At 44.5% G+C, this 26013-nt stretch carries 23 protein-coding genes; 18 read left to right on the top strand and 5 right to left on the bottom strand.

The window, feature by feature from the left end:
* Positions 1–106 precede the first annotated feature (106 nt).
* Complete coding sequence (locus tag R8N28_RS09810; RefSeq protein ID WP_005377626.1) at positions 107–1477, top strand: MATE family efflux transporter; 1371 nt, start codon at positions 107–109, stop codon at positions 1475–1477.
* Between the two features lie 134 nt (positions 1478–1611).
* A complete protein-coding gene (locus tag R8N28_RS09805; protein WP_065274525.1) occupies positions 1612–2610 on the top strand; it encodes a DUF3080 domain-containing protein in 999 nt (332 codons plus the stop codon).
* Between the two features lie 15 nt (positions 2611–2625).
* On the opposite strand, the gene R8N28_RS09800 is transcribed toward R8N28_RS09805, so the two are convergent.
* Positions 2626–3471 carry a DNA ligase gene (locus R8N28_RS09800; protein WP_053307085.1) on the bottom strand — a complete coding sequence of 282 codons (846 nt, stop codon included), beginning with the start codon at positions 3469–3471 and terminating at the stop codon, positions 2626–2628.
* A gap of 423 nt (positions 3472–3894) precedes the next feature.
* Between R8N28_RS09800 and R8N28_RS09795 the strand changes: the two genes are divergently transcribed.
* From R8N28_RS09795 to R8N28_RS09720, 16 genes are all read left to right on the top strand, one after another.
* Positions 3895–4215 carry an STAS domain-containing protein gene (locus R8N28_RS09795; protein ID WP_017634929.1) on the top strand — a complete coding sequence of 107 codons (321 nt, stop codon included), beginning with the start codon at positions 3895–3897 and terminating at the stop codon, positions 4213–4215.
* A gap of 26 nt (positions 4216–4241) precedes the next feature.
* Complete coding sequence (locus R8N28_RS09790) at positions 4242–5108, top strand: OmpA family protein (protein WP_065274524.1); 867 nt, start codon at positions 4242–4244, stop codon at positions 5106–5108.
* Entirely contained in the window at positions 5105–7207 is a 2103-nt protein-coding gene (locus R8N28_RS09785) for an SLBB domain-containing protein (RefSeq protein WP_065274523.1), read from the top strand. The genes R8N28_RS09790 and R8N28_RS09785 overlap by 4 nt, the downstream gene beginning before the upstream one ends.
* The gene (locus R8N28_RS09780) at positions 7207–7893 is read left to right on the top strand and encodes an AAA family ATPase (protein ID WP_005377635.1); all 687 of its coding nucleotides are present in this window, start codon (positions 7207–7209) and stop codon (positions 7891–7893) included. Before R8N28_RS09785 ends, R8N28_RS09780 begins: the two co-directional genes overlap by 1 nt.
* Positions 7894–7904: 11 nt before the next feature.
* Positions 7905–8285 carry an Hpt domain-containing protein gene (locus R8N28_RS09775; protein WP_065274522.1) on the top strand — a complete coding sequence of 127 codons (381 nt, stop codon included), beginning with the start codon at positions 7905–7907 and terminating at the stop codon, positions 8283–8285.
* Positions 8286–8593: 308 nt separating this feature from the next.
* The gene (locus R8N28_RS09770; protein ID WP_065274521.1) at positions 8594–10120 is read left to right on the top strand and encodes a sigma-54-dependent transcriptional regulator; all 1527 of its coding nucleotides are present in this window, start codon (positions 8594–8596) and stop codon (positions 10118–10120) included.
* Positions 10095–11165, top strand: a complete 1071-nt coding sequence (locus tag R8N28_RS09765) for a glycosyltransferase family 4 protein (RefSeq protein ID WP_193837381.1) — start codon at positions 10095–10097, stop codon at positions 11163–11165. Before R8N28_RS09770 ends, R8N28_RS09765 begins: the two co-directional genes overlap by 26 nt.
* A gap of 144 nt (positions 11166–11309) precedes the next feature.
* Positions 11310–12494, top strand: coding sequence for a glycosyltransferase (locus R8N28_RS09760; RefSeq protein ID WP_065274519.1), 1185 nt, complete (start codon positions 11310–11312; stop codon positions 12492–12494).
* Between the two features lie 11 nt (positions 12495–12505).
* Positions 12506–13678 carry a glycosyltransferase gene (locus R8N28_RS09755; RefSeq protein WP_042522932.1) on the top strand — a complete coding sequence of 391 codons (1173 nt, stop codon included), beginning with the start codon at positions 12506–12508 and terminating at the stop codon, positions 13676–13678.
* On the top strand, positions 13671–15101 hold the full coding sequence (locus tag R8N28_RS09750) for a lipopolysaccharide biosynthesis protein (protein WP_065274518.1): 1431 nt from the start codon (positions 13671–13673) through the stop codon (positions 15099–15101). The genes R8N28_RS09755 and R8N28_RS09750 overlap by 8 nt, the downstream gene beginning before the upstream one ends.
* Complete coding sequence (locus R8N28_RS09745; RefSeq protein WP_005377645.1) at positions 15098–16462, top strand: O-antigen ligase family protein; 1365 nt, start codon at positions 15098–15100, stop codon at positions 16460–16462. Before R8N28_RS09750 ends, R8N28_RS09745 begins: the two co-directional genes overlap by 4 nt.
* 115 nt (positions 16463–16577) lie before the next feature.
* A complete protein-coding gene (locus R8N28_RS09740) occupies positions 16578–17702 on the top strand; it encodes a glycosyltransferase (protein WP_065274517.1) in 1125 nt (374 codons plus the stop codon).
* Positions 17699–19132 (top strand): GumC family protein, encoded by a 1434-nt coding sequence (locus tag R8N28_RS09735; RefSeq protein WP_065274516.1) that lies wholly within the window; start codon positions 17699–17701, stop codon positions 19130–19132. Before R8N28_RS09740 ends, R8N28_RS09735 begins: the two co-directional genes overlap by 4 nt.
* Before the next feature lie 221 nt (positions 19133–19353).
* Positions 19354–20472 (top strand): glycosyltransferase, encoded by a 1119-nt coding sequence (locus tag R8N28_RS09730; protein WP_065274515.1) that lies wholly within the window; start codon positions 19354–19356, stop codon positions 20470–20472.
* Entirely contained in the window at positions 20465–21655 is a 1191-nt protein-coding gene (locus R8N28_RS09725) for a glycosyltransferase family 2 protein (RefSeq protein WP_065274514.1), read from the top strand. Before R8N28_RS09730 ends, R8N28_RS09725 begins: the two co-directional genes overlap by 8 nt.
* Before the next feature lie 10 nt (positions 21656–21665).
* A complete protein-coding gene (locus tag R8N28_RS09720) occupies positions 21666–22304 on the top strand; it encodes a sugar transferase (RefSeq protein WP_005377654.1) in 639 nt (212 codons plus the stop codon).
* A gap of 19 nt (positions 22305–22323) precedes the next feature.
* Here R8N28_RS09720 and R8N28_RS09715 read toward each other — a convergent pair whose 3' ends face one another.
* From R8N28_RS09715 to R8N28_RS09700, 4 genes are all read right to left on the bottom strand, one after another.
* Positions 22324–22713, bottom strand: a complete 390-nt coding sequence (locus tag R8N28_RS09715; protein WP_065274513.1) for an AAA family ATPase — start codon at positions 22711–22713, stop codon at positions 22324–22326.
* 126 nt (positions 22714–22839) lie between these two features.
* Positions 22840–24420 (bottom strand): BCCT family transporter, encoded by a 1581-nt coding sequence (locus R8N28_RS09710; RefSeq protein WP_005377659.1) that lies wholly within the window; start codon positions 24418–24420, stop codon positions 22840–22842.
* A 362-nt stretch (positions 24421–24782) separates the two neighbouring features.
* A complete protein-coding gene (locus R8N28_RS09705) occupies positions 24783–25298 on the bottom strand; it encodes an outer membrane beta-barrel protein (protein WP_065274512.1) in 516 nt (171 codons plus the stop codon).
* Between the two features lie 199 nt (positions 25299–25497).
* Positions 25498–25977 carry an outer membrane beta-barrel protein gene (locus tag R8N28_RS09700; RefSeq protein ID WP_021033871.1) on the bottom strand — a complete coding sequence of 160 codons (480 nt, stop codon included), beginning with the start codon at positions 25975–25977 and terminating at the stop codon, positions 25498–25500.
* Positions 25978–26013 lie beyond the last annotated feature (36 nt).

Genomic DNA, 26013 nt, shown 5'->3' with positions numbered 1-26013 from the left:
TTCACCTTATCGTGACTAAAATCAACCATCAGATCCGTTCACCACATCTTTTGCCCTCGAGTACTCTCATTCTTTCAACTTATTGTTCCGCTCTGGAGTATTTTTCGTGCATCGCTATAAAGAAGAAGCATCAAGTCTTATCAAATTGGCGACCCCGGTATTGATCGCATCTGTCGCTCAAACTGGTATGGGGTTTGTTGATACCGTAATGGCTGGCGGCGTTAGCGCCACCGACATGGCTGCGGTTTCTGTCGCTTCAAGTATTTGGCTACCATCCATTTTGTTTGGGGTGGGTTTATTAATGGCATTGGTCCCTGTTGTCGCACAGTTAAATGGCTCTGGTCGTCGAGTGAAAATACCGTTTGAAATTCAGCAAGGCGTCGTTTTGGCATTGCTGATCAGTGTGCCGATAATTGCAGTCCTGCTTCAAACCCAGTTTATTCTCGGGCTGATGGATGTTGAAGCACTGATGGCTGAAAAAACGGTGGGATACATTCATGCCGTTATATTAGCAGTACCCGCTTTTTTACTTTTCCAAACGCTTAGAAGCTTTACGGATGGTATGTCATTGACGAAACCGGCAATGGTTATTGGCTTTATCGGTTTGCTGCTCAACATTCCTCTAAACTGGATTTTCGTGTACGGCAAGTTTGGTGCACCTGAATTAGGCGGTGTTGGCTGTGGTGTAGCAACCACGATTGTTTACTGGGTCATGTTTGCCATGCTATTGCTGTATGTGATGACATCAGAGCGATTGAAAAGCATCAACCTATTTGGAGAATGGCATCGCCCACAATGGAAAGCGCAAGTTCGTCTATTCAAGCTCGGCTTTCCTGTTGCAGCAGCGCTGTTTTTTGAAGTGACACTGTTTGCTGTTGTTGCACTGCTCGTTTCACCACTGGGTCCTATCATTGTGGCAGCGCATCAAGTCGCGATTAACTTCTCCTCGTTGGTATTTATGCTACCAATGAGTATTGGTGCAGCAGTAAGCATTCGTGTCGGCCATCGACTTGGTGAAGAAAACGTAGATGGCGCGCGCGTAGCGTCACGAGTCGGCATTATGGTTGGTCTAGCTTTGTCCGTTCTCACAGCGATTTTAACCGTCTTGTCTCGCGAGTGGATCGCCGAGCTTTATACTAGCAACCCAGAGGTCATCACTCTGGCGATGCACCTGCTCGTGTTTGCCGCTGTTTATCAATGTACGGATGCGGTTCAAGTGATCGCAGCTGGTGCATTACGCGGCTATAAAGACATGCGAGCCATCTTCAACCGTACTTTTATTGCTTATTGGATTCTTGGCTTGCCAATTGGTTACGTCCTTGGCCGTACAGACTGGATTGTTGAGCCAATGGGAGCACAAGGCTTCTGGCTTGGTTTTATCATCGGCCTATCTTCTGCGGCCTTTATGTTAGGCGTCAGAATGCGTTGGATGCATCGCCAAGAGCCAGAAGTGCAATTGAACTTTTCAGTTCAATAAAAAGTAAAAAAAGCCAGCATCCGCTGGCTTTTTTGATCGAATAATCACACGGTTGAGTATACTTATAACAAGATTACGAAGCGGTTGATTTTGCTCTCTAGACAACGGATACGAAGTTATAAAAAAGGATATTTGTGCGGTCTATTTTATTGTTCTTAATCTTGATTCTTAATGGTTGTGATAACTGGTTCAATCCAGAGAACGCCATGTTTGATAAGTATCATCAACGTGTAGCCAATGTATTGGACGTTCCTGCTATTCCAATAACATTACAGTCTACGGTAACGATTCCTGCGAAACGCGTTTTGTTCGAGCCATTGCCAAGGCTATCTATTGGCCTGCTAGAGAGCTATCAATTACGACAGTGCGGACTCTTCAATTTACTTGCTGAGAAAAACTCGCAACTTGGAAAGGTGCAGGATGCCTTTCATGATTTTGATTATCAAACTACCCTTTTAAGAGTCATGCATCGATGTTTATCCGAATTTCCACTTAGCGATGAAGAACGCGCGACATTGACAGAGCTTTACTCAACCAAGTGGCAACATTTAGACATTCATCTCGACAACTTACTACTCGTAAGTGACGCCATGCAAAAGCAACTAACTGCCTCTGATTGGCTATCTCAAAATACGACGAATGATATTGCACGCATTAACGATGTCTATCGTATTTTCAGCGAAATATATGATTTACCCCACCGCGCGGTCTCACGTCTACCCGATGTGGAAGTTACGCAATATCAAGAAGAGTTAGAGAAATCTCGTTTACTCGGACGACTTTACTATTCAATGGTAAACACATCCCTTTGGTTAAAAGCGACAACTCAACTACTTGAGCAGAACCAGAGCAATGTATTGTGCGGGCCGAACAGAGACACCACTCAGTTCCGCTACTTAAGAAATGTCTTTCAATCCATTTACGTTGAAGAAGTGCAACCTTATTTGGCTTATTTAGACAGTACCTATCAACAACTTAATGATGGTGCCACTTTGGTGGAGAACCGTATGCAACTCCATGGTCACCAGTATGGCATCATTGAGGCACATAGGACATTTAGGCAAGAAACCCTAAACCACGTTCAGTTTTGGCAGGGTCTCTTCAAACGATGTGGCGTAACCGTTGGCAACTAGTAAGTGCAGAGCGTTCTATTCCTTCAACCTTTCACGCAAGAATCGAGCAAAACGTGGTTTACCAGTATGTGTAAAACCGTTATATCTAAATGTAATGGTTGAACCAATTTTCGGAGGCTGGCGACGCACTTCATCGGTAAATCCGCTACCGATGTAAAACTCAATGCCATTTGGTAAGCGAACTAACATTGCTCCCATCATACCTAATAAGCGCCCTGTTCCTGGCTTATAACCCACAACTAACGCTTCATCATCTGCGTATCGTTTAAGTTTAAGCAAATCACTACCGCGTCCAGCCTGATAGCGGCTTGATACCTTCCGCAACATCACCCCTTCACCGTCGGATATTGAAATTTTATCCAACTGTGTAAACAGATGAGCTTCATTTTGAATGGCTCGGTGCTCGACATATTTGATATGAGGCTGGTCGACTTCAAGCACTAAGTCTTTGATGTTGTAATAACGCTTCCGATAATCACCAGCGGAATATGGCATATCAAAGATCATAAAGTCGATGTGTCGCCAAGCAGACTCTACAGGAGTTTTATCTAATACCGTTTGCTGAACAAGATGGAAGTTACCTCTCCCAGCCCAAAGTTCACCGTCCAACGGATAATCAGGCAAAGGTCCTGTAAACCAATCTGGGGCGTAGATTCGATTACCATTTCTCGTCACGAGATGTTGCCCAGTCCAATAAGCGCGAACACCATCAAGTTTTTCGCTATACCAATATTCAGACACATCAATGCCATCCTGATAGCTTTGTGCAAGAGAAACTGGTGGTGCGAAAGACGTATCCGCTTGAGGCTGTGAAGACGCTGCCATAACAGCCAGCGCAATTAATGTCATTTTTAATGGCATAAGAAGACCTTGTACAAAAAATCGCCTTTATTGAAACGTAAGTCCTCTCGATGACCTATTTATTACTAGTTATTCTTCGACTCATAACAATCAACATTAGTAATAATTTGCAAAGATAATCATAAACTTTAGACAGGTTTTGCATTTAGTCGTTACACATTATTCTCGTATGGCGGATGGTTCGTCAATCGAGTTGGAATCTAATCATGACGTGCCTCCCCCGGTCTAACGACTTCTTTCGGCTCAAAACCTCTTATAAGCAAACCATTTCTCTGTGCGTTTTTGATTCTCAATTTGAGAATCAGTCCTTTCTCAAATTGAACAATATAATTAACAATATTTAACTGTTTGATTTTTCATTAATTTCAAATTGGCACGTTACCTGCTCTATATCCAATTAGAAAAACAAACGGAGACAGAGTCATGGAATTACGCAAACTAGAAATCAATCAAGACAAGTTAGCCATTGAGTTTTTTGGTGACTTAGACGCAAGTGGCTGTCGACAAGCACAACATCACATTGATGAAGTAATTCACAACAATCATCACAAAGAAGTCGAAATTAACCTACAGCACGTCCAATTTCTTGATTCTTCAGGGATTGGTGCCATTGTTTACTTATATAAGCGTCTAGTTGAACGTGAAAGAAGCATGAGTATTGAAAACGTATCAGGCCAACCTTTAGAAATCATGAGCTTGCTTCGTATCAACCATGCCATTCCCGTTAACTCAAAAGGACACTAAAAATACCGGTTTAAACGGAGGTTGGCATGGTAAATCTTATACGACGATATGCAGTAAGCGGTCTTGTTGTCGGCATGTTTGGTTGTTCGTCGTTTGACTACCCAGAACACGGGAAAGGTGGCTTGGCGGAAAGCTATCAAGATATCTCGATCGAGAATTATCAGTTTTCCCCAGTAATGCCTGACGAGCCTTTAGGTCCAGAACATGGGTTAAGGTTTGATTGGCAATTGACCAAGTTACATCTAGACGCACTAATCCAAGAGGGCGCGCGCTGGTGTTTTCCTGCGGCAGTTGTTCAGGCCCTTGAAAAACAAAATAGAATTGCGCGCGAGTTAGAAGGTGGGCTTTTACTCGACGCTGCCAACGACCTTGTGATTCAGCGTCGACGCTTAAACCAGCTCGAACAACAACTCGACTACGTACTGAGCCAAACCACTTGCACACCGCCCGATGATATTGAAGCTCTACGTAGCGACCTAAACATAGTCTCGGATATCTATGCACTACTTAATATCGACAACCAGTTTGCTGTCGATTCAGCAGAAATCAACCCGAAGTACATGGGACATTTGGCAGAAGCAGCCTACATTTTACGTGACCACCCCAACCTATCTCTTGTAGTAACGGGGCATGCGGATGCAACTGGAACACCCGATTACAACCAGAAACTTGCTCAAGCGCGTGCGGAACAAGTAAAGCGTTACCTAACCGTATTTGGTATCACTTCAGAGAGAGTCACTACCAAATCTGTCGGAGATAACCTGCCACTCTATGAAGGTGAAACATCCGCCGTGCGTTTAACTAATCGTCGAGTAAGCATCGAGGTTATTAGCCCTAATTCAGATAGCGATAGCTCAATAAACCGCAACCCAACGGCAGGAGGCGCGCTATGAACACGATGAAACCATTTATCCTCTTAATGTTGTTGTGTCTGGTCGCGTGGGTACCTTCTTCCATAGCGGATGAGAGCAATACTGTTAAGGTCGGTGATTTAATACAGATTAACTTACCTGGAGAGGCGTCGTTAAACCAAGGGTTTCAGGTTGATCGTCGTGGACGAATTAATTTACCAGAAGTCGGCCCTGTATTAGTGGCCGGCTACAATGAAAAACAACTCCAAGACGTGATTATCGACAGGCTAAAGACCGTGTATCGTGACGTTAACAACGCTCGAGTTTTTATTAAACAGCAACAGTTGTTAGTGTCCGTTCAAGGCTACGTGGTCAAACCCGGTGAATATACCTTACCTTCTGGGTCCAACATTCAAATGTTTGTGTACGAAGCTGGCGGCCTGCGCGCTGGGGCTCAGCTTGATAAAATGATCGTGAAACGTGGAAATAAAAACATTGAATTTGACTACAAACGCTTCCTTGATACGGGTGACAATAGCCAACTGCCAAAACTAGAATCACTGGATGTCTTATTTGTCCCCGCTTCCCCACTCGTAGGGAATATTGAGCAAGAGTTTGATGCAGCAAAACTCGCGAATTCAGGTGACAGCGCAGATTCCGCTCGTGCAATCAAAGTCTTTGGTGAAGTCAACGCACCTGGCTCGTTCTCATACAAGCCAAACACCACGCTAGTTGATGTCGTAATGCGAGCTGGCGGCGTGACACGATATGCCAGTGTTGAGCAAATTCGCGTGATAACAAACAATAACCCAACCATGTTTAACCTGAAAAAGTACCTTGATACTGGAGACCAAAGCCTACTGCCAGAGATCCTGCCAGGTGCCACCATCTTTGTCCCAAAACAGGAAGAAGAAATCAAAGCAGGTGCAAATGTGGTTTACGTGATGGGTGAAGTCGCCCATCCTGGGGCATACGAAGGCAAGCAAGGCGCTAGCTTCATGGATATCCTCGCCAACGCTGGCGGGCCCACTCGCTACGCAGAATCTCGCCAAATTCGCGTTATAAAAGCCGATGGCAAAGTCATCAAATTCGATCTTACCGCGCATACAGAAGGACTATCTTCAACCAGACCACCAAATGTTGGACCAGGAGACGCGATTTTCGTACCGGAGAAAACCGATTTCAATGAGAAGTCTTGGTTAAAAGTAGCACCTAGTCGAGCGGTCGCAGTGATGGGAGAAGTTGTTCGCCCTGGACGCATCGAGTGGTCAGACGAAATGGATTTGATTGATCTGCTTGCACACGTTGGAGGCCCAACTCGACGAGCTGATACCACCAAAATTGAAGTCGCCAATAACGGTCAAATGACACAATTTGACTTAGACCAATACATTCTGGATGGCTCACCAACATCAAGCCTACCTCAAGTTTCCGCTGGTACAGTCGTAAGGGTACATGCATTGCCTGACGACCCATCCGATAATAAATCGCAATGGGTAAGCCAAAGCTCTGACGCATCGATATACGTTTTCGGGCAAATCAATGCACCTGGGCGCTATCGTTTCACTGAAGATATGCATTTTCTGGATATTTTGTCTGCCGCCGATGGACCGACAATGGATGCAGATATTCACAACATCCGTGTCACACACCGAGGCCTAGGTTATGCCAAAGTGAGTAAATTGAATTTATCGATGTACTTTGAAACAGGTGATGAATCAATTCTGCCCCACGTTCGTCCTGGTGATACCATTTACATTCCAGAAAAAAACAAAAACTGGTTAGATCGTTCAAAAGAGTCCACGGTACGCGTATTAGGTGAAGTAAGAGACCCAGGGCGATACGTATTCAATGACAACATGACTGTGCTTGATCTGTTAGCGGAAGCAGGAGGACCAACTGACAATGCCTACCTTGAAAAGATCAGTGTGGTCAATATGTCTTGCTGCCAGGGCCAAGCCCGAACATTTGATTTGGTGAACTTTAGTAAAACAGCCAACATTTATGAGCTGCCAGTCATTCGCGCAGGCGACACGATTTACATTCCCCATAAAGACGAAAGCTTTGTTGAAAAAGCGAGGGCCGGATTAAGAGATATTTTACAAATCACCACAACCATCGTGTTAATAGGAGCGTTGTAATGACTATTCCTGCAACTCACGCTGAGATTGAGCAAATTTATCTTCAGAGTGAACAGAAAGGCCACAAAACGATTTGTGTTGTGGGTTGTAAATCTGAAGATGGTGTCACTTCCGTGGCTTCATCTCTTGCAGAGCGCTTGGTTTTAGCAGGCCACAATACTTTGTATGTAGACCTTAACTTATTCAAACCCGCTTATCACACTGTTCACGAATTTGATGATGACGAGAAGGTTGGCCATTTGATCACACGAGAGAATACACACCAAACTTTAGTCGGCCTCCCTGCTCCGTCTCTCGCCAGTACTCAGTTAGCGTACCGAGACCCAACAACGCTGAAACAAAACATTGCACAATGGTTAACGCAGTACGAGCGCGTCGTGATAGATACATCACCACTTCTTAGTGTCAACCGAAGCAATATTGCGCCTCAAGTGATTGCTGGCGTATGTGATGCTACTTTGTTAGTAGCGCATTATGGCTCTACGACTGCAACCCAGCTCGAGCAAGCCAAAAAGCTACTCGATGCTAGCGATGCGAACTTGATTGGTTCTGTACTGAACATGAAGCACACTCCAAGCCTGAAAGATGAGTTAATCCGCCAAGTTTCCAAGCTGCGTTTCTTACCAAAAAAGTGGAAAGAAAAACTGTCTCAGCAAATTAAAAAAAGCGAACTGTTTATGTTATAGGGAGCGCTATTATGACGATAAATAATACATTGACTATCGAGCAAGAATTAGTGGATGAGCATATTCTTCAGCAAATAATCAAAGATACGTGCGCCGAAATCATCCCTACCTTGATTGATCACTATGTCGAAGAGTCACGCGATCGCATGGAGAAAATAGAGCAAGCATTAAGCACAAAAGACCTTCAAACATTAGAGTTCGAGGTTCACACACTGGGCAGTTCTGCTCTCGCTTTAGGCAATCGAACGCTTTCAAGACAAGCAAGAATGATTGAGAAGTACTGTGTCGAAGGAAAAATACCAAAAGCATTGGAGCTTTGTGAAACACTTCCGCAACTCGCCAATGAATCGTTTGATGCGTTAGAAAAGCGAAAAGCTCAAGGGTTTGAGTAGTATTAGTGTCTTACTCCCTAGCGAAGCATCGCGTTTGATAAAGCGCGATGCCGACATCATCTCAGAAATTTAGGCTCCAAATTCAATCACCCTCGCCAAGCCACACACCTTGAAATTATTTGGGCATAACTTAATCAATTAAAAAGTATGGATTTTTCGCAAATTTCCTACCTTGTGCTAATACTTAAATAACGCTTTTCTCAAATTGAGAATTTTCAGCACTAGAGAGCTATAAACCACTCATAATGCCAAATAGTAGTGCTGACAAAAATCATAAAAAATGAAACAAACTACGTTGGGATGGGACTATGAGACCAAGGGTGTTACTGGTAGAGGACTCTACTTCACTAGCCATACTTTATAAGCAGTATGTGAAAGACGAACCTTATGACATTTTTCATGTCGAGACAGGTCGCGAAGCGATTCAATTTATTGAAAGAAGCAAACCTCAGCTCATCATTCTCGATTTGAAACTGCCCGACATGTCTGGCGAAGACGTGTTGGATTGGATCAACCAGAATGACATTCCTACGTCCGTTATTATTGCTACGGCACACGGCAGCGTCGACTTAGCCGTTAATCTAATTCAAAAAGGTGCGGAAGATTTCTTAGAAAAGCCCATAAACGCTGATCGCCTAAAAACATCAGTCGCATTGCACCTCAAACGCGCCAAATTGGAAGATTTGGTGGAAAATATTCAGTCCAAGTTTGATCGCCACAACTATCACGGATTCATCGGTTCAAGCCTCCCGATGCAGGCGGTATACAAGACCATTGATGCTGTTGCGCCAACTTCTGCCAGTGTGTTTATTGTGGGAGAAAGCGGCACAGGTAAAGAAGTTTGTGCTGAAGCCGTCCACCGCCAGAGCGACCGTAAAGACAAGCCTTTTATTGCAATTAACTGTGGGGCTATTCCACGAGATTTGATGGAAAGTGAGATTTTTGGTCACGTTAAAGGGGCCTTTACTGGAGCAACAACAGATCGAAAAGGTGCGGCGACGCTGGCACATGGTGGTACGCTTTTTCTTGATGAGCTGTGTGAAATGGAACTTGAGATGCAAAAGAAGTTGCTCCGTTTTCTACAAACGGGCACTTACACCCCTCTTGGTGGCACTCGAGAAATGAAAGTAGATGTGAGAATCATTTGTGCCACTAACCGAGATCCATTAACAGAAGTAGAAGAAGGTCGTTTTCGTGAAGACTTATACTACCGTGTGCACGTTATACCTATCGATATGCCCCCATTACGTGAACGAGGAAGTGACATCGTCACGCTTGCCAAGCACTTCTTGACCACTTACGCCAAACAGGACAAAAAGAAATTCTCAACAATCGACAGTGAAGCTCAACATATCATCAAGCATTACGAATGGCCGGGTAATGTAAGGCAACTACAAAACATCATACGTAACATTGTGGTGCTTAATAACGACGAAAAAGTCACGGTGAGCCACCTACCCGCTCAACTTACTAAAAAGTCTAAAGTGACGAAAACAACGACGCCTGCGCATGTTGCTCAAGAGTCAACAAACATTGCACCAATCACACCACCACCTGTTTATACTGAGGAACTTTCACCTTCTGCGGTCGAACCGTCGATTACCGCAGCGGAGCTGCCTGGTACACCGTCCTCTGCTGCTACCTCACCGTACTTTAACGCTGATGGAACCATTCGTCCTATGTGGCAAGTAGAGCGTGAAGCAATTCAAAACGCAATCGCGTACTGTGATGGCAACGTCCTCAACGCCGCTGTCATGCTGGAGTTAAGCCCATCTACGGTTTACCGAAAAAAACAAGCGTGGGAAGCGGATGAAATTAATCTCGAACAATCTTGATAAACCTGCCATTGGTGAAATTTGGATCTTGCTTGATAGCCGTCTATTCGGCGGCATTGAAAGTCACGTTATCGAGCTAGCTCGGGGATTAATCGCCTTTGGAAACAAAGCTCGAGTTGTGCTAACCACTGAGTATTCGCCAGCCGCTCAGATTGTACAGAAGGCAAAAGAAGCCGCGATCCCTGTGAGTTACTTAAACTATTTGTCTGGCGAGCCCAATAAAGCTTTAAAAATTAAGCACCTAACAAGCGCCGTCGCCAATCACCAACCCTCAGTGGTTCACTCCCATGGTTATAAAGCGTCGATTTTGTCGCGCTGCGCCAAACTGCTCACCCGAACGTTTCCTCGTTTGATTTCAACTTATCATGCTGGTGAATCGTCCTCAGGGAAGCTATGGCTATACGATTGGCTTGATAGAAGCTCAGGCAGCCTATCTGACCATTGCTTTGCTGTCAGTCCAAGTATTCAGCGCAAAGTTTTTTGTTCTTCAGAACTGCTGAATAACTTTGTTTCGATTCCCAACAGTCAACTCAACTATCAGGAAATCGCTTTTGTCGGCCGATTGAGTCAGGAAAAAGGCGCCGATCAATTTATTGAGGTAGCGAGGCTCTGTCCAACATTACAGTTTAGTGTGTACGGTGATGGCCCAGAAAAAGAGTCGCTTAATCAAACTGCCCCTTCAAATGTGACTTTCCTAGGCCATCAAACCGATATGGAAGGTGTTTGGGAAAATATCAGCGTACTTATTATCTCTTCTCGTTATGAGGGTCTTCCAATGGCGGCGCTTGAAGCCATGTCGAGAGGCATTGCCGTGATGAGCTTACGTGTAGGTCGTCTTCCAGATATTATCCAAACGGGTAAAAATGGTTTTATCGTCGAAGACATTCCCTCTCTTGCTAAATGTCTTCATGACTGGATGTCGATTGGTGAAGCGCAACAATCACTCATTCGCCAGAATGCTCGACAAACCATCATTGATGATTTCTCAGCGCAAAGTGTGATTCCCGTATTGCTACAAAAATATCAAATTGAAACGGATCACTAATCCATATTGGTTCTCAATATGAGAATGATGAGTTCCAAACATAAATATCATATAAGATTCAATCACATAAACTAATGGCATATTTTGGCATCTCTATTGCAGCTCAGCAGTTAACGCAGATTAATGATGAGACAGAGGTGACTTATGACTACGCCAAAACGCATTCTATATGTTCATTATGGTGATAATTGGATTCGCGGCAGTGAAGTAGTGCTTCTGGATCTCATTTCTGGAATCGACCGCAATAAGTTTGAGCCATTCGTATGGTCAAACTGCCAACCACTAATCGATAAGTGCCAATCGCTCGGAATTGAAGCGGAACATTCATCCTTCAATTTGGTTGGTGGTTGGAGCGCTCCACGCTGGGATATTAGCGGGTGGAATAGCCTTATCAAACAAGGCTCAGCTTTGATCGAAAAGCACAGCATCGACTTGGTACACGTCAATAGCGGCGGCCCTTGTCAATGGATGTGTTTGGCTGCTCGCATGAATCATATACCACTTGTCACGCAACTTCATTGCCATTATACATTGCGCGATCGCTTCTCTCTCGGACTTCACCTCTCTCCAAAATTGATTTGCGTTAGCAAAGATGTTGGACGCGAAATTCTTCAGGACGGCTACCCGCAAAACCAACTTCATGTCGTACACAACGGCGTGTCACTTCAAGGCGTGGATACACCCATCGAAATTAAAGATCGCCTCGGAATCCCATCACAGGCCTTTACCTTTCTGTCGGTGGGTTCGCTGATTAAGCGCAAAGGGTTTGACCGCCTTATTCGGGCAATGCGCATGCACAACTACCACCACCACAACCCTCACCTTGTTATTGTTGGTGACGGCGAAGAAAGAGAAGCATTGCAACAGCTTGCCGCAGATCTTGGTATCCAAGAACGAGTGCACTTTGTCGGAGAGCAACACAATGCTGGAGCGTGGATGTGTGGTAATGCAGACGCTTTTATTAGCGGCGCCTATGAAGAGGCCTTTGGTCTCGTGCTCGGGGAAGCGGCTTTAGCTCAACTGCCTATCGTGGCTCCTAAAACGGGAGGCATTCCTGAGTTGTTCGAGCATAATCACTCTGCATTGCTGTACCAGAACAGTGGAATGGCGAGCCTGTTAAACGCGATTCAACAAGTCATGCAAGACGCGGCATTAAGAAACAAGCTGGCGGAAAACGCTTACCTACATGCTAGCCAGCACTTAACGACGACTGCATCTATCAACGCTATTGAACGTATTTACGAAGGTGAACTTAATAACAACGCCATTACACCAATGCCAATGACTCACTGCATGAAGCCTCTTTCACGCTGGTTGAGCATCAATTGAGGAGCCCGGTCATGAAACGTGTATTGATGTTCGACGCCATCCCAATGCAAGGTGGATCCAAAATCGCGAATGCAGAGCTCCTTAAGCAGTGCGATAAGCTGAACGTGATTGGTTATCTACTCACTACAAATCCAGAGCATTGGGCGTCACTGCTTAGTGGTACACCGCATGTGCAAGTTATAAAAATAAAACCGTCACCATTTAACTCGACTCATGGCCTGACCTACTGGTTGATGAACGCTTACTACTTTCTCCAACTTCTCTACGCGTGCATGAAGCTTCCAAAGATAGATAGCTTTTTGGGCCTATCTTGCCCAAGTAATGATATGCCTTTGTACTTACTACGATTAATTAGCAAAAAGCCTGTGGTACAGATGGTTCATGGCCCTATTGGACGATCGAGATCTGCTGGCTACTGCTTAGTAAAAGCATCGGCAATTTACTACTTGGCAAACACCCGCGAATCAATGGTAGAAGCATTACAGGCCTACCTCAAAACAGAGAAGCCAGCCACCGAACGCTATTGGTGTGGTTTGAATACATCTACGTTTGTTAATGGATTATCGAAAGATCGCTGGCCAAAACAAGCGAATCCGATTTCAAGCCGCGTTTTCTGGGCAGCTAGCTTACTAAAATGGAAGAACATCGATCTTTTGCTTGATGCTTTAACACTTGATGAGTCGAAAAAGATCAAATCCACCGTGTGTTACATCAAACCTAACGTGGCAGGTGTGGAATATTCAACACCGGACTTCAACACACAAGGTGTTGAATGGCATGAGTGCCCAAACAACTTAGATGAATTGCGTTCACAGTGTGGTGTGTTTGTTTCCACCAGTATCAACGAACCTTTTGGGTTATCTATTTTGGAGGCTCTCGCTGCAGGTATGTGTGTCGTCATTCCACATGATGATAGTTATTGGGACCGCGTGTTAACTCACGGCCGAAATTGTATTAAATACACGCCTAACAATGTGGCTTCGCTACACAACGCAATTCGCCTTTTGAATGAATCGCCGTGGATGAAAGTAACGATGGGTATCGAAGCACTCAATGTTTCTCAACTATACACAGCCGAACGTTGTTATTTGCCAATCGCCCAGCACCTTGCTGCCGAAATTGCTACCAACAATGATTGCACACTCAAGACACCGCGAGACATCAAAGGATATGATCATGTCTAAAGCAATGACCAACATGACGCTATTTGCTATCGCCTTAGTGATCAATAAAAGCATCAGCCTAATCATGCTGCCTGTATTGCCCCACTTTCTCTCACCAGAGCAAATGGGCAAGCTTGAGCTTCTAACAACCTTTGGTGTTGTTACGACCTTGTTTGTCAGTTTCGCTTTGCATGAAGCGCTTTATCGATTCGTCGGCGTTGAAAAGGATCAAAATACGCGCACAAGCCTACTAAACCAGCTGTACTCACTTGCTTTACTCATCGCTGGCGTCGTCGCTCTTAGCTTGCTCACTATCATTTTAATCGCCCCCATTCCCGCGCCTTTTACGCGAGTCGAATTTGCTATTGTTATGTTTGCCATCGTTCTAGAGGGCAGTATTGCAATCGGCACTGCCTGGTTAAGAACACAAGACGACAAAGCAAGAACACTGCTTAACGTCATGGTCACTACCACCATTTTTCAGGTCATTTTTATCGTCGCGGCGCTGTCTGTTCATCCCCATGTTATTTCTGTTTTGTGGGGGGGCTTGTTGGCTGCTATTACTCAATTTGTTTGGCTGCACATCGTTAACCGTTACAATGTCACCCTTCCTAAGCTGACATTGGCAAAACAATACCTAAACTACTGCCTACCAATGATGATGGCTGGATTGGTTGCGTTCTGCCTCAATGGCGCTGAGCGCTGGTTCATTGGTGCCAACACTTCTCTTGCGACGTTAGGGATTTACGCGATAGCGGTAAAATTTGCAGTGGGCATGTGTATTTTAGTGCAGCCATTTGGCATGTGGTGGATGCCACGTCGATTTAATTACTTAGAAGGGCGCAAGAACACTGAAGCAGTGCGCATCACACACTTAGGTATGATTTACATTACAGGTTTGAGTGTAGTGGTCGGCACATTAGCAATGGTGATGATCACCTACTTACTGCCAGAAACCTATCATGAGGCGGTACTATTCAGCTTATTCTTGCTGCCTATCGCCATGTTAAAAGAATGGAGCGAACTCATTAATATTTCCATTTTGTACAAGCGTCGTACTCGCTGGCTACTGGGTATAAATGTCGTCTCTGCGTGCGTTGCGATTGCTTTGCTGTTTGGCTTATCTTCTCTGGGTATTTATGGGGGGTTCATTGCGCTTTATTACGCACAACTGTGTAAGCTGGGCCTGACTTATGTAGTAGGCCAACAATGTATGGCGTTGCCTTTCCACCTAAGTCTGATGGTTTTATTACAGATTATATCCGGTGTGGCACTGTTCCTGCTTCACTCTTCACAATCAATAGGCATCGCCATCGCAATTTGCATTTTGACATGCAGTTTGCTGGCAGGGATAGCCACTCGCTACATGAGTAAAGAGACGCTAAATGCTCTCACTCGATACATAGTGAAAAGGCGTGGACAGGTGAAGAGATACTCGTTATGAATGAAACCAAGGTGAGAACAAAACAGTCCATCGCAGCACTGACGATTACAGTCTGTATCGGCCTGCTTTGGATTGTTATGCCTCATCCCATTTTGATTGTTGCGTTGTGTTTCGCACCACTCGCGTTACTGTTTGTTCTCAATCAAACGTTTTGGCTTGTCACACTGTTCGTTATTTTTTCATTCTTTCGTATTCACGAAGCCTTTCCTGTTATCTATAACTTCAAGATCCCATTACTGTTATCACTGGGGGCACTCGCCGCACTCGCCTTTCACCTTCTTATAAGCCGCCAGATTACAGCTTTTTGGCACCCTTCATTAAAGTGGCTGTGTATATTTTGGGGTCTGGTGATCATCGGAATAATATTCGCTTCCAGTCGTGATATCGCAATAACGGTGTTCAAAAATACCTATTGGAAAATCATCATTATGACGTTGGCCATCACCTGGCTTATTACTAAACCTTCACAGCTCGCTCAGATGTCAAAAGCAATTATTTTCGCCGGATTATTGATTGGCTTAGTGGCATTACAAAACGCTGCGAATGGCATTGATTTAGTCGAAGGAACGCGCGTGTCAATAGGACGATCCATAGGTTCAGTACTTGGCGATCCTAACGATTTGGCACTAGTGCTGATGTTTCCCCTTGCCTTTACTGTTAGTCAATTGATGGAGAAGCATTCCCCCAAGCATCTCAGACTCTTTGCCCTTATCACCTGTTTGGTTTTGTTCTTTGCGATCATTGAGACGCAGAGCCGCGGGGGGTTACTAGGTTCACTGTCTGTATTTGCCTACTTTGCTTTTAAACACATCAAAAGCAAAACATTAGTCTTGGTATTAGGCGCTATCGCAGCGATCGTACTCTACGCATTCGCTGGTATTTCAGGACGAGAATCGGGGGGAGCCGCTGAGGATGGTATAGATGCCTCTGCGATGGGGCGACTTTATGCGTGGGAAGCGGCATTTAAAATGGCGCTGCATCATCCGTTGACTGGCGTAGGTCTAGATAACTTCTATTTTAATTACTATTTCTACAGCCCACACTGGGATGGTATCAACCACGCCGTCCATAGCACTTGGTTTGGCGTGTTAGCAGAAACGGGTTTTGTCGGGCTCGCGGTGTTCATTACTTTAATTGTGTCATTGATCCGCACCTCTTTGCATTCCATCTCATTGTTGACACCAAAATCAGATTACACCCTCTCTGTAGGAGCAAACGCCGTGTTAAGTGGGCTTATCGGTACCATCGTATCAGGCACTTTTCTGACTCAAGGTTTCACTTGGCCAATTTACATTCTAGCGGCGTTAACAGTTGTCGTTAGCCGAATTGTTCAAAGTGACTGTCAAAATGAGAAATCCTAGTTTCAAACATAAACAAAACCCATAACTCACTGTTTTAAGATGGCTAATTCCTTGGCACGCATTGTGATTACTCACTTAATTAGTAATCAAATAACCAAGACTCAAGGAGAGCCACATGACGGACATCGTAGTATTTGGAGAAGATTTTGGTGGGTTACCCTCTTCCACTCAGCATATTGTCAAGCGACTAGCAGCGAACCATCGAATCCTTTGGGTGAACTCCATTGGCCTTCGTCAACCTAAGCTGGATTCTAAAGACATACAGCGTGCGTTAAACAAACTCACTCGTGTATTTCATAACGTAGGCTCACACAAGCCAACATTGGACTCTGAAACAAACCCAAACATTCACATCATCAACTTGCTCACCATTCCTGCCCCTAATTCTGCATTAGCAAGAAAAGTGGCCGCTAAGATGATGAAACACCAACTCAACAAACAATTACAAGCTCTTGGTTTTGATAAGCCTGTATTTTGGACGTCGCTCCCGACTGCTGCCGATGTTTGTGCAGAAATGAACCCACGTGGACTGATTTACTATTGTGGCGATGACTTTAGCGCTTTAGCTGGTGTTGACCACTACACGGTAACAAAGCACGAACGTACTCTTGTTAATGCGGCCAACGTTATCTTTACGGCAAGCGAAACACTCTCCACCAAGTTTCCATCACATAAAACCGTCACTTTGCCTCATGGTGTCAACGTTAGTCTGTTTTCTGAGCCAGCACCGAAGGCCAAAGACTTGCCTGATAACGGCCGCAAAGTGCTGGGCTTTTATGGTAGTTTGTCTGAATGGTTAGATTACGACTTAATTGCCCAAGTCGCAGACCAAGCGCCTGACTGGGATCTCGTGTTCATCGGCCCTAACGAGTTCAGTGATAATCCACTTCCACAAAGATGCAACGTATACTACCTGGGCCCGAGAGCGCATCACACTCTGCCACGTTACTCCCAACACTGGGATGCCAGTTGGTTGCCCTTTGTTGATAACGCTCAAATCAAGGCATGTAATCCGCTTAAACTTCTTGAGTATTTGGCAACAGGAACCCCTGTTATCAGCACACCATTTCCTGCATTAATGCCCTACAAACATATGCTTCATGTGGTTCAAGATGTCGAAGACGTGCGTGCCAGTCTCGATCACCTGATCCCACCCCCGGCAAACTCAAAGCAATATGTTCAACAGCAAAGCTGGGAAGCAAGAGCCAACCAAGTTGATAAATTAGTGAGGGCGCTATGAACGATTTAAGAGAAAACCTCAGCGTACTGTTACATGGAGCTTGGAGACGTCGCTACATGATCGTTATTCCTATGCTTGTATTGCCTGTGCTGGGTTTCATCGTAAGTAAACTGGTTCCGACGACTTATGTTGCTCATACCAGCATGCTTATTCAAGAGACAGCGAAAATGAACCCGTTCCTTCAAGACCTTGCCGTCTCAACAATGCTTAAAGACCGATTGAGCGCACTCAGTACTCTGCTAAAAAGCCGACACGTTTTGTATTCTGTCGCAAAAGAACAATCGCTGATCAATGACGAGATGAGTGCAAAAGAGCAAGAGTTCATCATAAAAGATCTTGCGTCGCGCCTGTCTGTTCAGCCACTCGGTAAAGACTTCATTCAAATTCAATTGCAAAGTGGTAAATCAGAAGGAATGGAGTCGATGCTGCTGTCTGTCAGAGAGCATTTTGTCGAACAGCTTTTGGCTCCTGAGCGTTCTTCGATTAAAGATTCGAGTCATTTTTTGACTATCCATATCAACAAACGCAGGGAAGAACTAGACAAGGCTGAACAAGCTTTTGCAGAGTATAAAAATACTTACTCAGACGCGACACCCGAAATGCAAGCTCAAAGCCTTACTCGCCTTGCTAGCCTCAAACAAACGCTAGCCGAAAAGGAGGCGGAGCTTGCTGGTGTTTCACGAAGTCTAGGCAGTTTGGATCAACAACTATCCAAAACGAACCCGGTTATCGGTAAACTGGAAGAGCAAATCATCGACATTCGTAGTGAACTTACCCTGCTTCGCGCTAAATACACAGAGGCGCATAGTTTAGTGCAAGGTAAGTTGCGAGAATTAAACCGGTTGGAGCAGGAACGCTCGGTACTCTTGAACTCTAAACAACAAGAACTAAACAGTGCTCAACTATGGGATATCGCGAGCAATACCACAGTAAACAGTCTTGGCGAAGCACAGCCTCTACTTGTCTCCCAACTACATCAATTACAAATGATGCGCGGACGTTTTGAAGCACTTACGGAAGAAACCAACAGCTTGCGAGACATGATCCAAGAATTAGAGCGAAATGCGCACCAATTTGGGAGCACAGCAACAGAAATCAACCGCTTAGCTCGTGACGTCGCAGTGAAGAGAGAAATGTATGATGAACTCGTCGAGCGCTATGAGATGGCCCAACTAACGGGTTCTTTGGGAGAGTTTGAAGAGAATAAGCGCGTAAAAATCATTGATGAGCCGTTCACGCCAACGATTCCAACTAACTTACCTAGTTTTGTATTTGTCATTTTAGGATTTATTGGTGGCGCTGGTTTAGGCATTGGATTAGCGACGATACTAGAGTTAGCCGATAACTCTATCCGCTCTAAAAGAGCATTAGAAAAACACCTTGGTGTTCCTGTCATCACCACTTTACCTAACGTAGTGTACGGAAACTAACCGCCATAAGAACTCATTTACAAGCACTCGGTCGGCGAGTGCTTTTCTTTTACTACTGCCTTATACAGTCTCATAGCATGTCCACTAATATGAATCTCAAATTGAGAATAAACATAAAGCCTCACAAACATCAATATTAACTTATTGTTTTTAAATGATTAATTTTTTGGCACGCAGTCTGCAATTCCTAAATAAACAAAGAACTAAACGAGGGTTTGAAAATGGAATTCAGACAAAAACACAATAACACTAAGCACAGCAAAAAAGTGATATTACACGTCGTGCAACACTTAGCTCCTGGTGGTTTAGAAACGCTCGTACTAGAAATGCTTCGTTTTGCGCAGCCCAACCATTCCGTTTTTGTCGTGAGCTTAGAAGGAAGCAAAGAACATGCACTACAAGGCTGGCAAAAACTATTGTCCTACCAAGGCCAACTGCACTTTCTTAATAAGAAACCTGGATTCAGCGGAAAAACCATCAGTACGCTGACTTCCATGCTCAAAGGACTTAAGCCTGATGTGGTCCACACTCACCATATCGGACCACTCTTATATGGTGGGATTGCGGCACGTTTAGCGCACGTACCTGTAGTTATTCATACCGAACACGACGCATGGCACCTTAATAACAAAAAATCAGCTCGACTGCAGTCCCTACTGCTAAAAATGATTCGTCCACATGTGGTTGCCGATGCGAACTTTGTCGCCGAACAAATCCAGACAAAACTGAATTACCGCAAAGTCTGCACCATTCACAATGGAATCGATTGCCAGAAGTTTAAAAGCGGTGACCAAACGGCAACAAGACACTTGTTTGAACTTCCAACCGACAAAATCGTGATTGGCGTTGCCGGGCGTCTAGAAGCAGTTAAAGGCCATAAAGTGCTTATCGAAGCCTTCTCTCATCTTACGCCAAACACACACCTAGCAATAGCCGGTGATGGTTCTCAGCGAACTCAATTGGAAGCACAAGTTAGAACGTTAAAACTTGAAGATCGAGTAACCTTTTTAGGTTTGGTGGACGATATGCCCAGCTTTTACCAAAGCCTAGACTTGTTTTGCTTACCATCACTTCAAGAGGGCTTTCCTCTCTCAACCCTCGAGGCTCAAGCATGTGACATTCCTTGCGTCGCGACGGATGTTGGCGGCGTGAAAGAGACGCTCTGTCCGAACAACAGCACTCTGGTTGAAGCAAATCGCGTGTTTTCGTTGGCCGAAGCGTTATCACAACAACTGGAATCATCACACCGCTCTCCTCGAACTTTTATTCTCAAACACTTTGATATCAGAGACATGGTGAGTCGCTACTCACGTTTGGCCAAGGAGGCTAGCTATGAATGATTTACTTTGGATTATAGGGTTTGGTTTATCCGCATTTTTGATTGTCTATCATCACGTTGGGTACCCACTGCTCCTTAAATGGCTTCCTTTAAAACAGCAAGACGAAACCAAAGCACCATTTGTAGAGCGAGCTTACAAAGCCTCCAAAGCAGATAACCAGCTACCCTCTATTACTGTCATCGTGCCCGCCTACAATGAAGAACAATGGATAGCAGAGAAGATCCGTAACCTTGCGAGCCTAGATTACCCGAGGGATAAATTAAGGGTAGTGATCGCATGTGATGGCTGCACAGATAACACAGCCGAGATTGCTCAAGCGACAATTCAAGAAGCAATCTGCTCTGATACTCTGTTCATTATTAATGATCACCAAGTCAATCGCGGTAAAGTTGCCCTACTCAACGAAGAAATGCGTCATGTTAGCTCGGACATTACCGCACTGAGTGACACGTCGGCATTGATTTCTTGCGATTCTCTGTTGCTAGCTAGTCAGCATTATCAAAATGAGAACGTTGGAGTGGTTAACGCAACATATCAAATAATGAGCACTGATAACCAAGGTGAAGCGGCGTATTGGCAATACCAGTCTCGAGTAAAGCACCAAGAATCCTTGTTAGGTTCAACGATTGGTTCCCACGGTGCGTTTTACACTTTCAGAACTCACTTATTTGAACCACTGGAAGTTAGCACCATTAATGACGACTTTATTCTCCCTATGAAAATCGTTTTGCGAGGCTATAGCGCTATTTACGAGCCAAACATGCTGGCGCTTGAGCTCGAACAAAGCTCAGATGACGCAGATTTCAAACGACGCCTAAGAATTTCAGCAGGTAACATGCAGCAGCTCATGCAATTAAAGAAATTACTGCTACCTCGCTATCGTGGCACTGCCTTTGCATTTCTATCGGGAAAGGTACTGCGCTTAGCAACACCCTATTTGATGATTGTTTGCTTTATTTGCTCACTACTACTGGCACACAATCCGCTGTTTCAAGTAATGCTGTTCGCACAAGTTGGTATTTATAGCATCGCGCTTATCACTTACTTGATGCCAGCACTTAACACAATTAAACCTTTTAAGCTGATTAGTTACATCGTCATTGGTCATCTCGCCAACTTTATCGGCGGTATGAAATATTTACTCGGAATGGAAAATGGACGTTGGAAACGCGTCAACCAATAAGGAAAGCATCATGAAAAACTCACGCTACGATTCAAATGTATGCCACGCGAAAAGAACGTTTGATGTACTGGTTGCAATGCTTATTTTGGTCGTCACTGCACCACTTTTCCCATTTATCGCGCTAGCGATCAAAACCACATCGAAAGGCCCTGTGATTTATCGCCAATTGCGAGTAGGACGCTGCACACCAGAAAAAATGGATCTTTTTCAAATCATGAAGTTTCGCACCATGTATATTGATGCAGAGCAACGCTCTGGCGCAGTATGGGCAACTGAAAATGATCCCCGCATCACGCCAGTAGGACGCTTTTTACGCAAAACACGTTTAGATGAACTACCTCAACTGTTTAATGTGTTGAGAGGTGAAATGTCGATGATTGGGCCGCGCCCAGAACGCCCAGCTTTCTACCAGAAATTAGAAGATGAAATCCCCTATTTTGTAGAGCGCACATATGGCGTGTTACCGGGTATCACAGGCTTAGCTCAGGTTAACCAAGGCTATGATGCATGCATTGAAGATGTAAGACGCAAAGTTGGGTTTGACCACAGTTACGCACTAAGCTTAGGTTCGTTTTACTCTTGGATTTCAATGGACCTTTCAATCATGAGCAAAACATTCGTTGTGATGATTGACGGACGAGGTCAATAACTTCCGGTTCTGGTAACGGTCACTCTTGCCACTGGCGTCGCATCTTTTCTATCGTCGCTGGTGGCACATCATGAATGCTTTGATACGCTCCGTGGCACACTTTAATTTCCACCTCGATGCGCTTCTTCATGCAGTAGTCCATGTAACGCTTCATCTCCCAATGTCGAACAAACGTATTGCTCACAATCACGACTCTCCCTTTGTTCAACCACTTTCTAGTTTGCTGAAAACACCACTCATGCGCTTGAGGTAATTGAACTGGTTCAAAGTGATAATCACCTTCATCATTTTCAAAATACATGTCAGCTTCAAAATGCTTAGCACCAAGCTCTATCGCTAGTTGTTTTGCTAAGGTTGTTTTACCTGAACCCGGAAGTCCACGAATAAGAATGAGTCTAGCCAGTGACATAATGCAGTTTAATGAGGTGGGAATAAGCCTAAACTGTAACGAAATTATTGGAAAAGAAAAGTAGAAATAAAAAATGCCGAGCACATTAGGCTCGGCATTTAAACTCAATCATGGATCGTGTTGTATTTATTTGTAAGCTGGCAGTTCTGTTCTTAACCCTTTCACCAAACTTACGCACATCAACAGCAGAACAAAAGTAAACGGTAATCCTGTTGCAACAACGCCTGATTGCAATGCTTGCAAGGCTTCTTTACCACCAACCCAAAGCATTACGGCTGCAATTGCGCCTTCAATACACGCCCAGAAAATGCGTTGCGGTACTGGTGCATCAATCTTACCACCGGCGGTAATACTATCGATAACCAGCGAGCCAGAGTCTGACGATGTAATAAAGAATACCAGAATCAGCACGATAGAAAGCATTGAAATCACTGAGCTATACGGAAGCGCATCGTAAACATGGAACAGAGTCAATGAAATATCAGTGAGACCATTTGCACCTAGCTCACCAACTTTATTCACCACTTGGTCAAGCGCGATACCACCAAACACAGACATCCAAATCAAAGTAACAACTGTAGGAATAACGATGACTGCGAATAAGAATTCTCGAACCGTACGACCTTTAGACACACGCGCGATAAACATACCAACAAACGGTGACCAAGATACCCACCAAGCCCAGTAGAATACCGTCCAGCCGTGCATCCAAGTTTCATCTTCACGACCGTGAGGGTTACTCAATGGAATAATATTTTCAATGTAAGCCATTGTTGTGTCGCGTAGCGAGCTCCACGCCGTATCAAACGTGATGAAGGTAATGAAAATAAGCAGCGCAAACGCAACCACCATATTGACGTTACTCAGTAGCTTAACACCACCATCAATACCACGAATCACTGATAACACCGCGATAAAGGTAACGAAGGTGATCACAATCATTTGTGTACCAATGCCGCCTTCTAGACCAAAGACATGATTAATACCACTGGTCGCCTGCTGAGCACCCAGACCTAGCGACGTTGCAAGACCAAATAGCGTCGACAAAACGGCAAGGATATCAATAACGTGACCTAACCAGCCCCATGCACGGTCACCAAAAATTGGATAGAACGCCGCGCGCAATGAAAGTGGTAAACCTTTGTTAAAGGCAAAAAACGCTAATGCTAGCGCAACGAGTGCGTAAATACTCCAACCATGTACACCCCAGTGGAACATAGTGGCACCCATCGCGAGGGATTTTGCTTCTTCGGTGTATGGTACTGCGTTAAGTGGCATTCCCCACCAATCAGTGAAATACGCGGTCGGCTCAGCCACACTCCAGAACAGAAGACCAATACCCATACCCGCGGCGAAAAGCATCGACAACCAAGAAACGGTTGAGTGATCCGGCGTTGCTTCTTTGCCTCCTAAGCGGATTTTACCTAGCGGAGAAAAAAGAAGAGCAACGGCGAACAATAAGAAGAAGTTTGTCGACCACATAAAGAACGCATCAAACTGTTCGATAATTCCGTTTTTTAGACCGTTTAATACGTCTCGAGCAGTGGTTGGCTCAACAAGAAGAAGTGAGATCAGACAGAAAACAACGAGCCCCGCACTAATGCCAAAAACCGGGTTATGTATATCGAATCCCCACTTTTGAACGTTATCCTGTCCAACCTGATAATCGGTTGTATCAATACTATATTTTTTAAATGCATTATCCATAAATACAAATTTAACGTGAATTTGAAACGCCCCTCAGGTGAGAAGAACTCCAATACCGCCCTCCATTAATTTGAACTCTAAAGTTTTAAAGCGGGACGAATTCTAGCAGTAATCACACATTTTTGCAAAAAGTCGTGATTTATTGCACTTTAAGCTCAATTCGAAGCATATGCGAGAGAAATAATATTAATATAAAAATTAAGAGGTCTAATGATTGACTCTATCGTAGTTTGAAAACTAGAAGGGGCATAAGGAGTACTTGAGTTCATAGGCTGTCACCGCGCAAATAGAGAAGACCTGCGCTGATTTGGTTTCACAATTAACGACGAAACCAAATCAGCAAACCTTTCATCCAGCGAGCGTTATAAGAAATGGAAGGTGATGTTCCCTGTTACGCTGCTAACGGTATCGCTATCGCCTTCAATATCCACGCCAAACGCTTGATAACTCGCGCCCACAGAGACATTGTCAAGCAAGAAGTATTCGGCACCAATACCATACATGTAAGAGACGCCATCATCTTTGTCTAAGTTTCTCAATCCGCCGTCATAATCAACGTTGAATGCATTGATGCCGCCTTTCGCGTAAACGTGTAACGGGCCGAAGTCGATACTAGGTTTCGCCGCTAAATAGAATGAATCAAAATCAGCACTACCCCTGCTGCCACTCAAAGATAAATCCACTTTGCCGTGGTTAAAGTAGCCAGCCTCAATGCCAATGAATGGCAAAATACCAGTACCGACATGAATACCATAAGTTGTATCATTTTCGCTGTCGATATCGGACTGACCAATTTGGCCACCAGCGTAAATCCAAGAGTCAGCCATTGCTGACGTTGAGCACAACGTTAGAGCGAATAACGAGAGTGTTTTTTTCATACTATCCCTTCCTGATCGATTCCTAAGCGAAACATTACGCAAACATGCGCATTTAATCGCCACTATATATTGGAAAGCATAGGCATTTTAAGACTCTAAAAGTGAATAATTTATGTTCAACTTTTGTTTTGTGACTTCCAGACAAAAAAACACCGACATAAAGCCGGTGTGTTTCATATGGTGTTAGAAAGCTTGACGCTTATAGGAAATGTAGTGTTGCGTTAACAGAGAACGTGCTGATATCGTCTTTACCAGCAGTGTAGTTCATGTAGCTAGCACCAACAGACATTGGGCCAAAAATGAAGTACTCAGCACCCACACCGTACATTAGGTCCAAATCGTCATCGTCTTTGCCGCCTTTCACTTTTTTGTCCCACTGATGGAAACCACCTTTTGCGTACACGTGTAGCGGACCGAAGTCGATACTTGGCTTAAGTGCTGCGTAGTAAGAAGTTAGCTTAGTGTCTTGACCATTTACGTTGAACTCACCGTGTTGTGTTACACCAGCTTCAACACCAATGATAGGTAGAATGCCTGTACCAACGTGAACAGAGTATGATGTGTCCGTCTCACCTTTGTAGTCAGACTGACCTACTGTTGCACCACCGTAAATCCAAGAATCCGCCATTGCCGCAGAAGATGCGCCAAGTAGCGCCACTGCTAATAGAGTTTTTTTCATCATCTACCTTTACTCTTTATTATTCCCACGTCTGCA

The organism is Vibrio sp. Vb1554 (assembly GCF_033344235.1).
The sequence above is the reverse complement of the archived record's forward strand: the minus strand, read 5'-3'. Positions and strand labels throughout refer to the sequence as shown.

What these genes read in the sequence shown, in the direction of transcription:
- R8N28_RS09800 (WP_053307085.1), bottom strand. Translation starts at nt 3,471, where the DNA reads ATGCCATTAAAAATGACATTAATTGCGCTGGCTGTTATGGCAGCGTCT.
- R8N28_RS09795 (WP_017634929.1), top strand. Translation starts at nt 3,895, where the DNA reads ATGGAATTACGCAAACTAGAAATCAATCAAGACAAGTTAGCCATTGAG.
- R8N28_RS09790 (WP_065274524.1), top strand. Translation starts at nt 4,242, where the DNA reads ATGGTAAATCTTATACGACGATATGCAGTAAGCGGTCTTGTTGTCGGC.
- R8N28_RS09785 (WP_065274523.1), top strand. Translation starts at nt 5,105, where the DNA reads ATGAACACGATGAAACCATTTATCCTCTTAATGTTGTTGTGTCTGGTC.
- R8N28_RS09780 (WP_005377635.1), top strand. Translation starts at nt 7,207, where the DNA reads ATGACTATTCCTGCAACTCACGCTGAGATTGAGCAAATTTATCTTCAG.
- R8N28_RS09775 (WP_065274522.1), top strand. Translation starts at nt 7,905, where the DNA reads ATGACGATAAATAATACATTGACTATCGAGCAAGAATTAGTGGATGAG.
- R8N28_RS09770 (WP_065274521.1), top strand. Translation starts at nt 8,594, where the DNA reads ATGAGACCAAGGGTGTTACTGGTAGAGGACTCTACTTCACTAGCCATA.
- R8N28_RS09765 (WP_193837381.1), top strand. Translation starts at nt 10,095, where the DNA reads ATGAAATTAATCTCGAACAATCTTGATAAACCTGCCATTGGTGAAATT.
- R8N28_RS09760 (WP_065274519.1), top strand. Translation starts at nt 11,310, where the DNA reads ATGACTACGCCAAAACGCATTCTATATGTTCATTATGGTGATAATTGG.
- R8N28_RS09755 (WP_042522932.1), top strand. Translation starts at nt 12,506, where the DNA reads ATGAAACGTGTATTGATGTTCGACGCCATCCCAATGCAAGGTGGATCC.
- R8N28_RS09750 (WP_065274518.1), top strand. Translation starts at nt 13,671, where the DNA reads ATGTCTAAAGCAATGACCAACATGACGCTATTTGCTATCGCCTTAGTG.
- R8N28_RS09745 (WP_005377645.1), top strand. Translation starts at nt 15,098, where the DNA reads ATGAATGAAACCAAGGTGAGAACAAAACAGTCCATCGCAGCACTGACG.
- R8N28_RS09740 (WP_065274517.1), top strand. Translation starts at nt 16,578, where the DNA reads ATGACGGACATCGTAGTATTTGGAGAAGATTTTGGTGGGTTACCCTCT.
- R8N28_RS09735 (WP_065274516.1), top strand. Translation starts at nt 17,699, where the DNA reads ATGAACGATTTAAGAGAAAACCTCAGCGTACTGTTACATGGAGCTTGG.
- R8N28_RS09730 (WP_065274515.1), top strand. Translation starts at nt 19,354, where the DNA reads ATGGAATTCAGACAAAAACACAATAACACTAAGCACAGCAAAAAAGTG.
- R8N28_RS09725 (WP_065274514.1), top strand. Translation starts at nt 20,465, where the DNA reads ATGAATGATTTACTTTGGATTATAGGGTTTGGTTTATCCGCATTTTTG.
- R8N28_RS09720 (WP_005377654.1), top strand. Translation starts at nt 21,666, where the DNA reads ATGAAAAACTCACGCTACGATTCAAATGTATGCCACGCGAAAAGAACG.
- R8N28_RS09715 (WP_065274513.1), bottom strand. Translation starts at nt 22,713, where the DNA reads ATGTCACTGGCTAGACTCATTCTTATTCGTGGACTTCCGGGTTCAGGT.
- R8N28_RS09710 (WP_005377659.1), bottom strand. Translation starts at nt 24,420, where the DNA reads ATGGATAATGCATTTAAAAAATATAGTATTGATACAACCGATTATCAG.
- R8N28_RS09705 (WP_065274512.1), bottom strand. Translation starts at nt 25,298, where the DNA reads ATGAAAAAAACACTCTCGTTATTCGCTCTAACGTTGTGCTCAACGTCA.
- R8N28_RS09700 (WP_021033871.1), bottom strand. Translation starts at nt 25,977, where the DNA reads ATGAAAAAAACTCTATTAGCAGTGGCGCTACTTGGCGCATCTTCTGCG.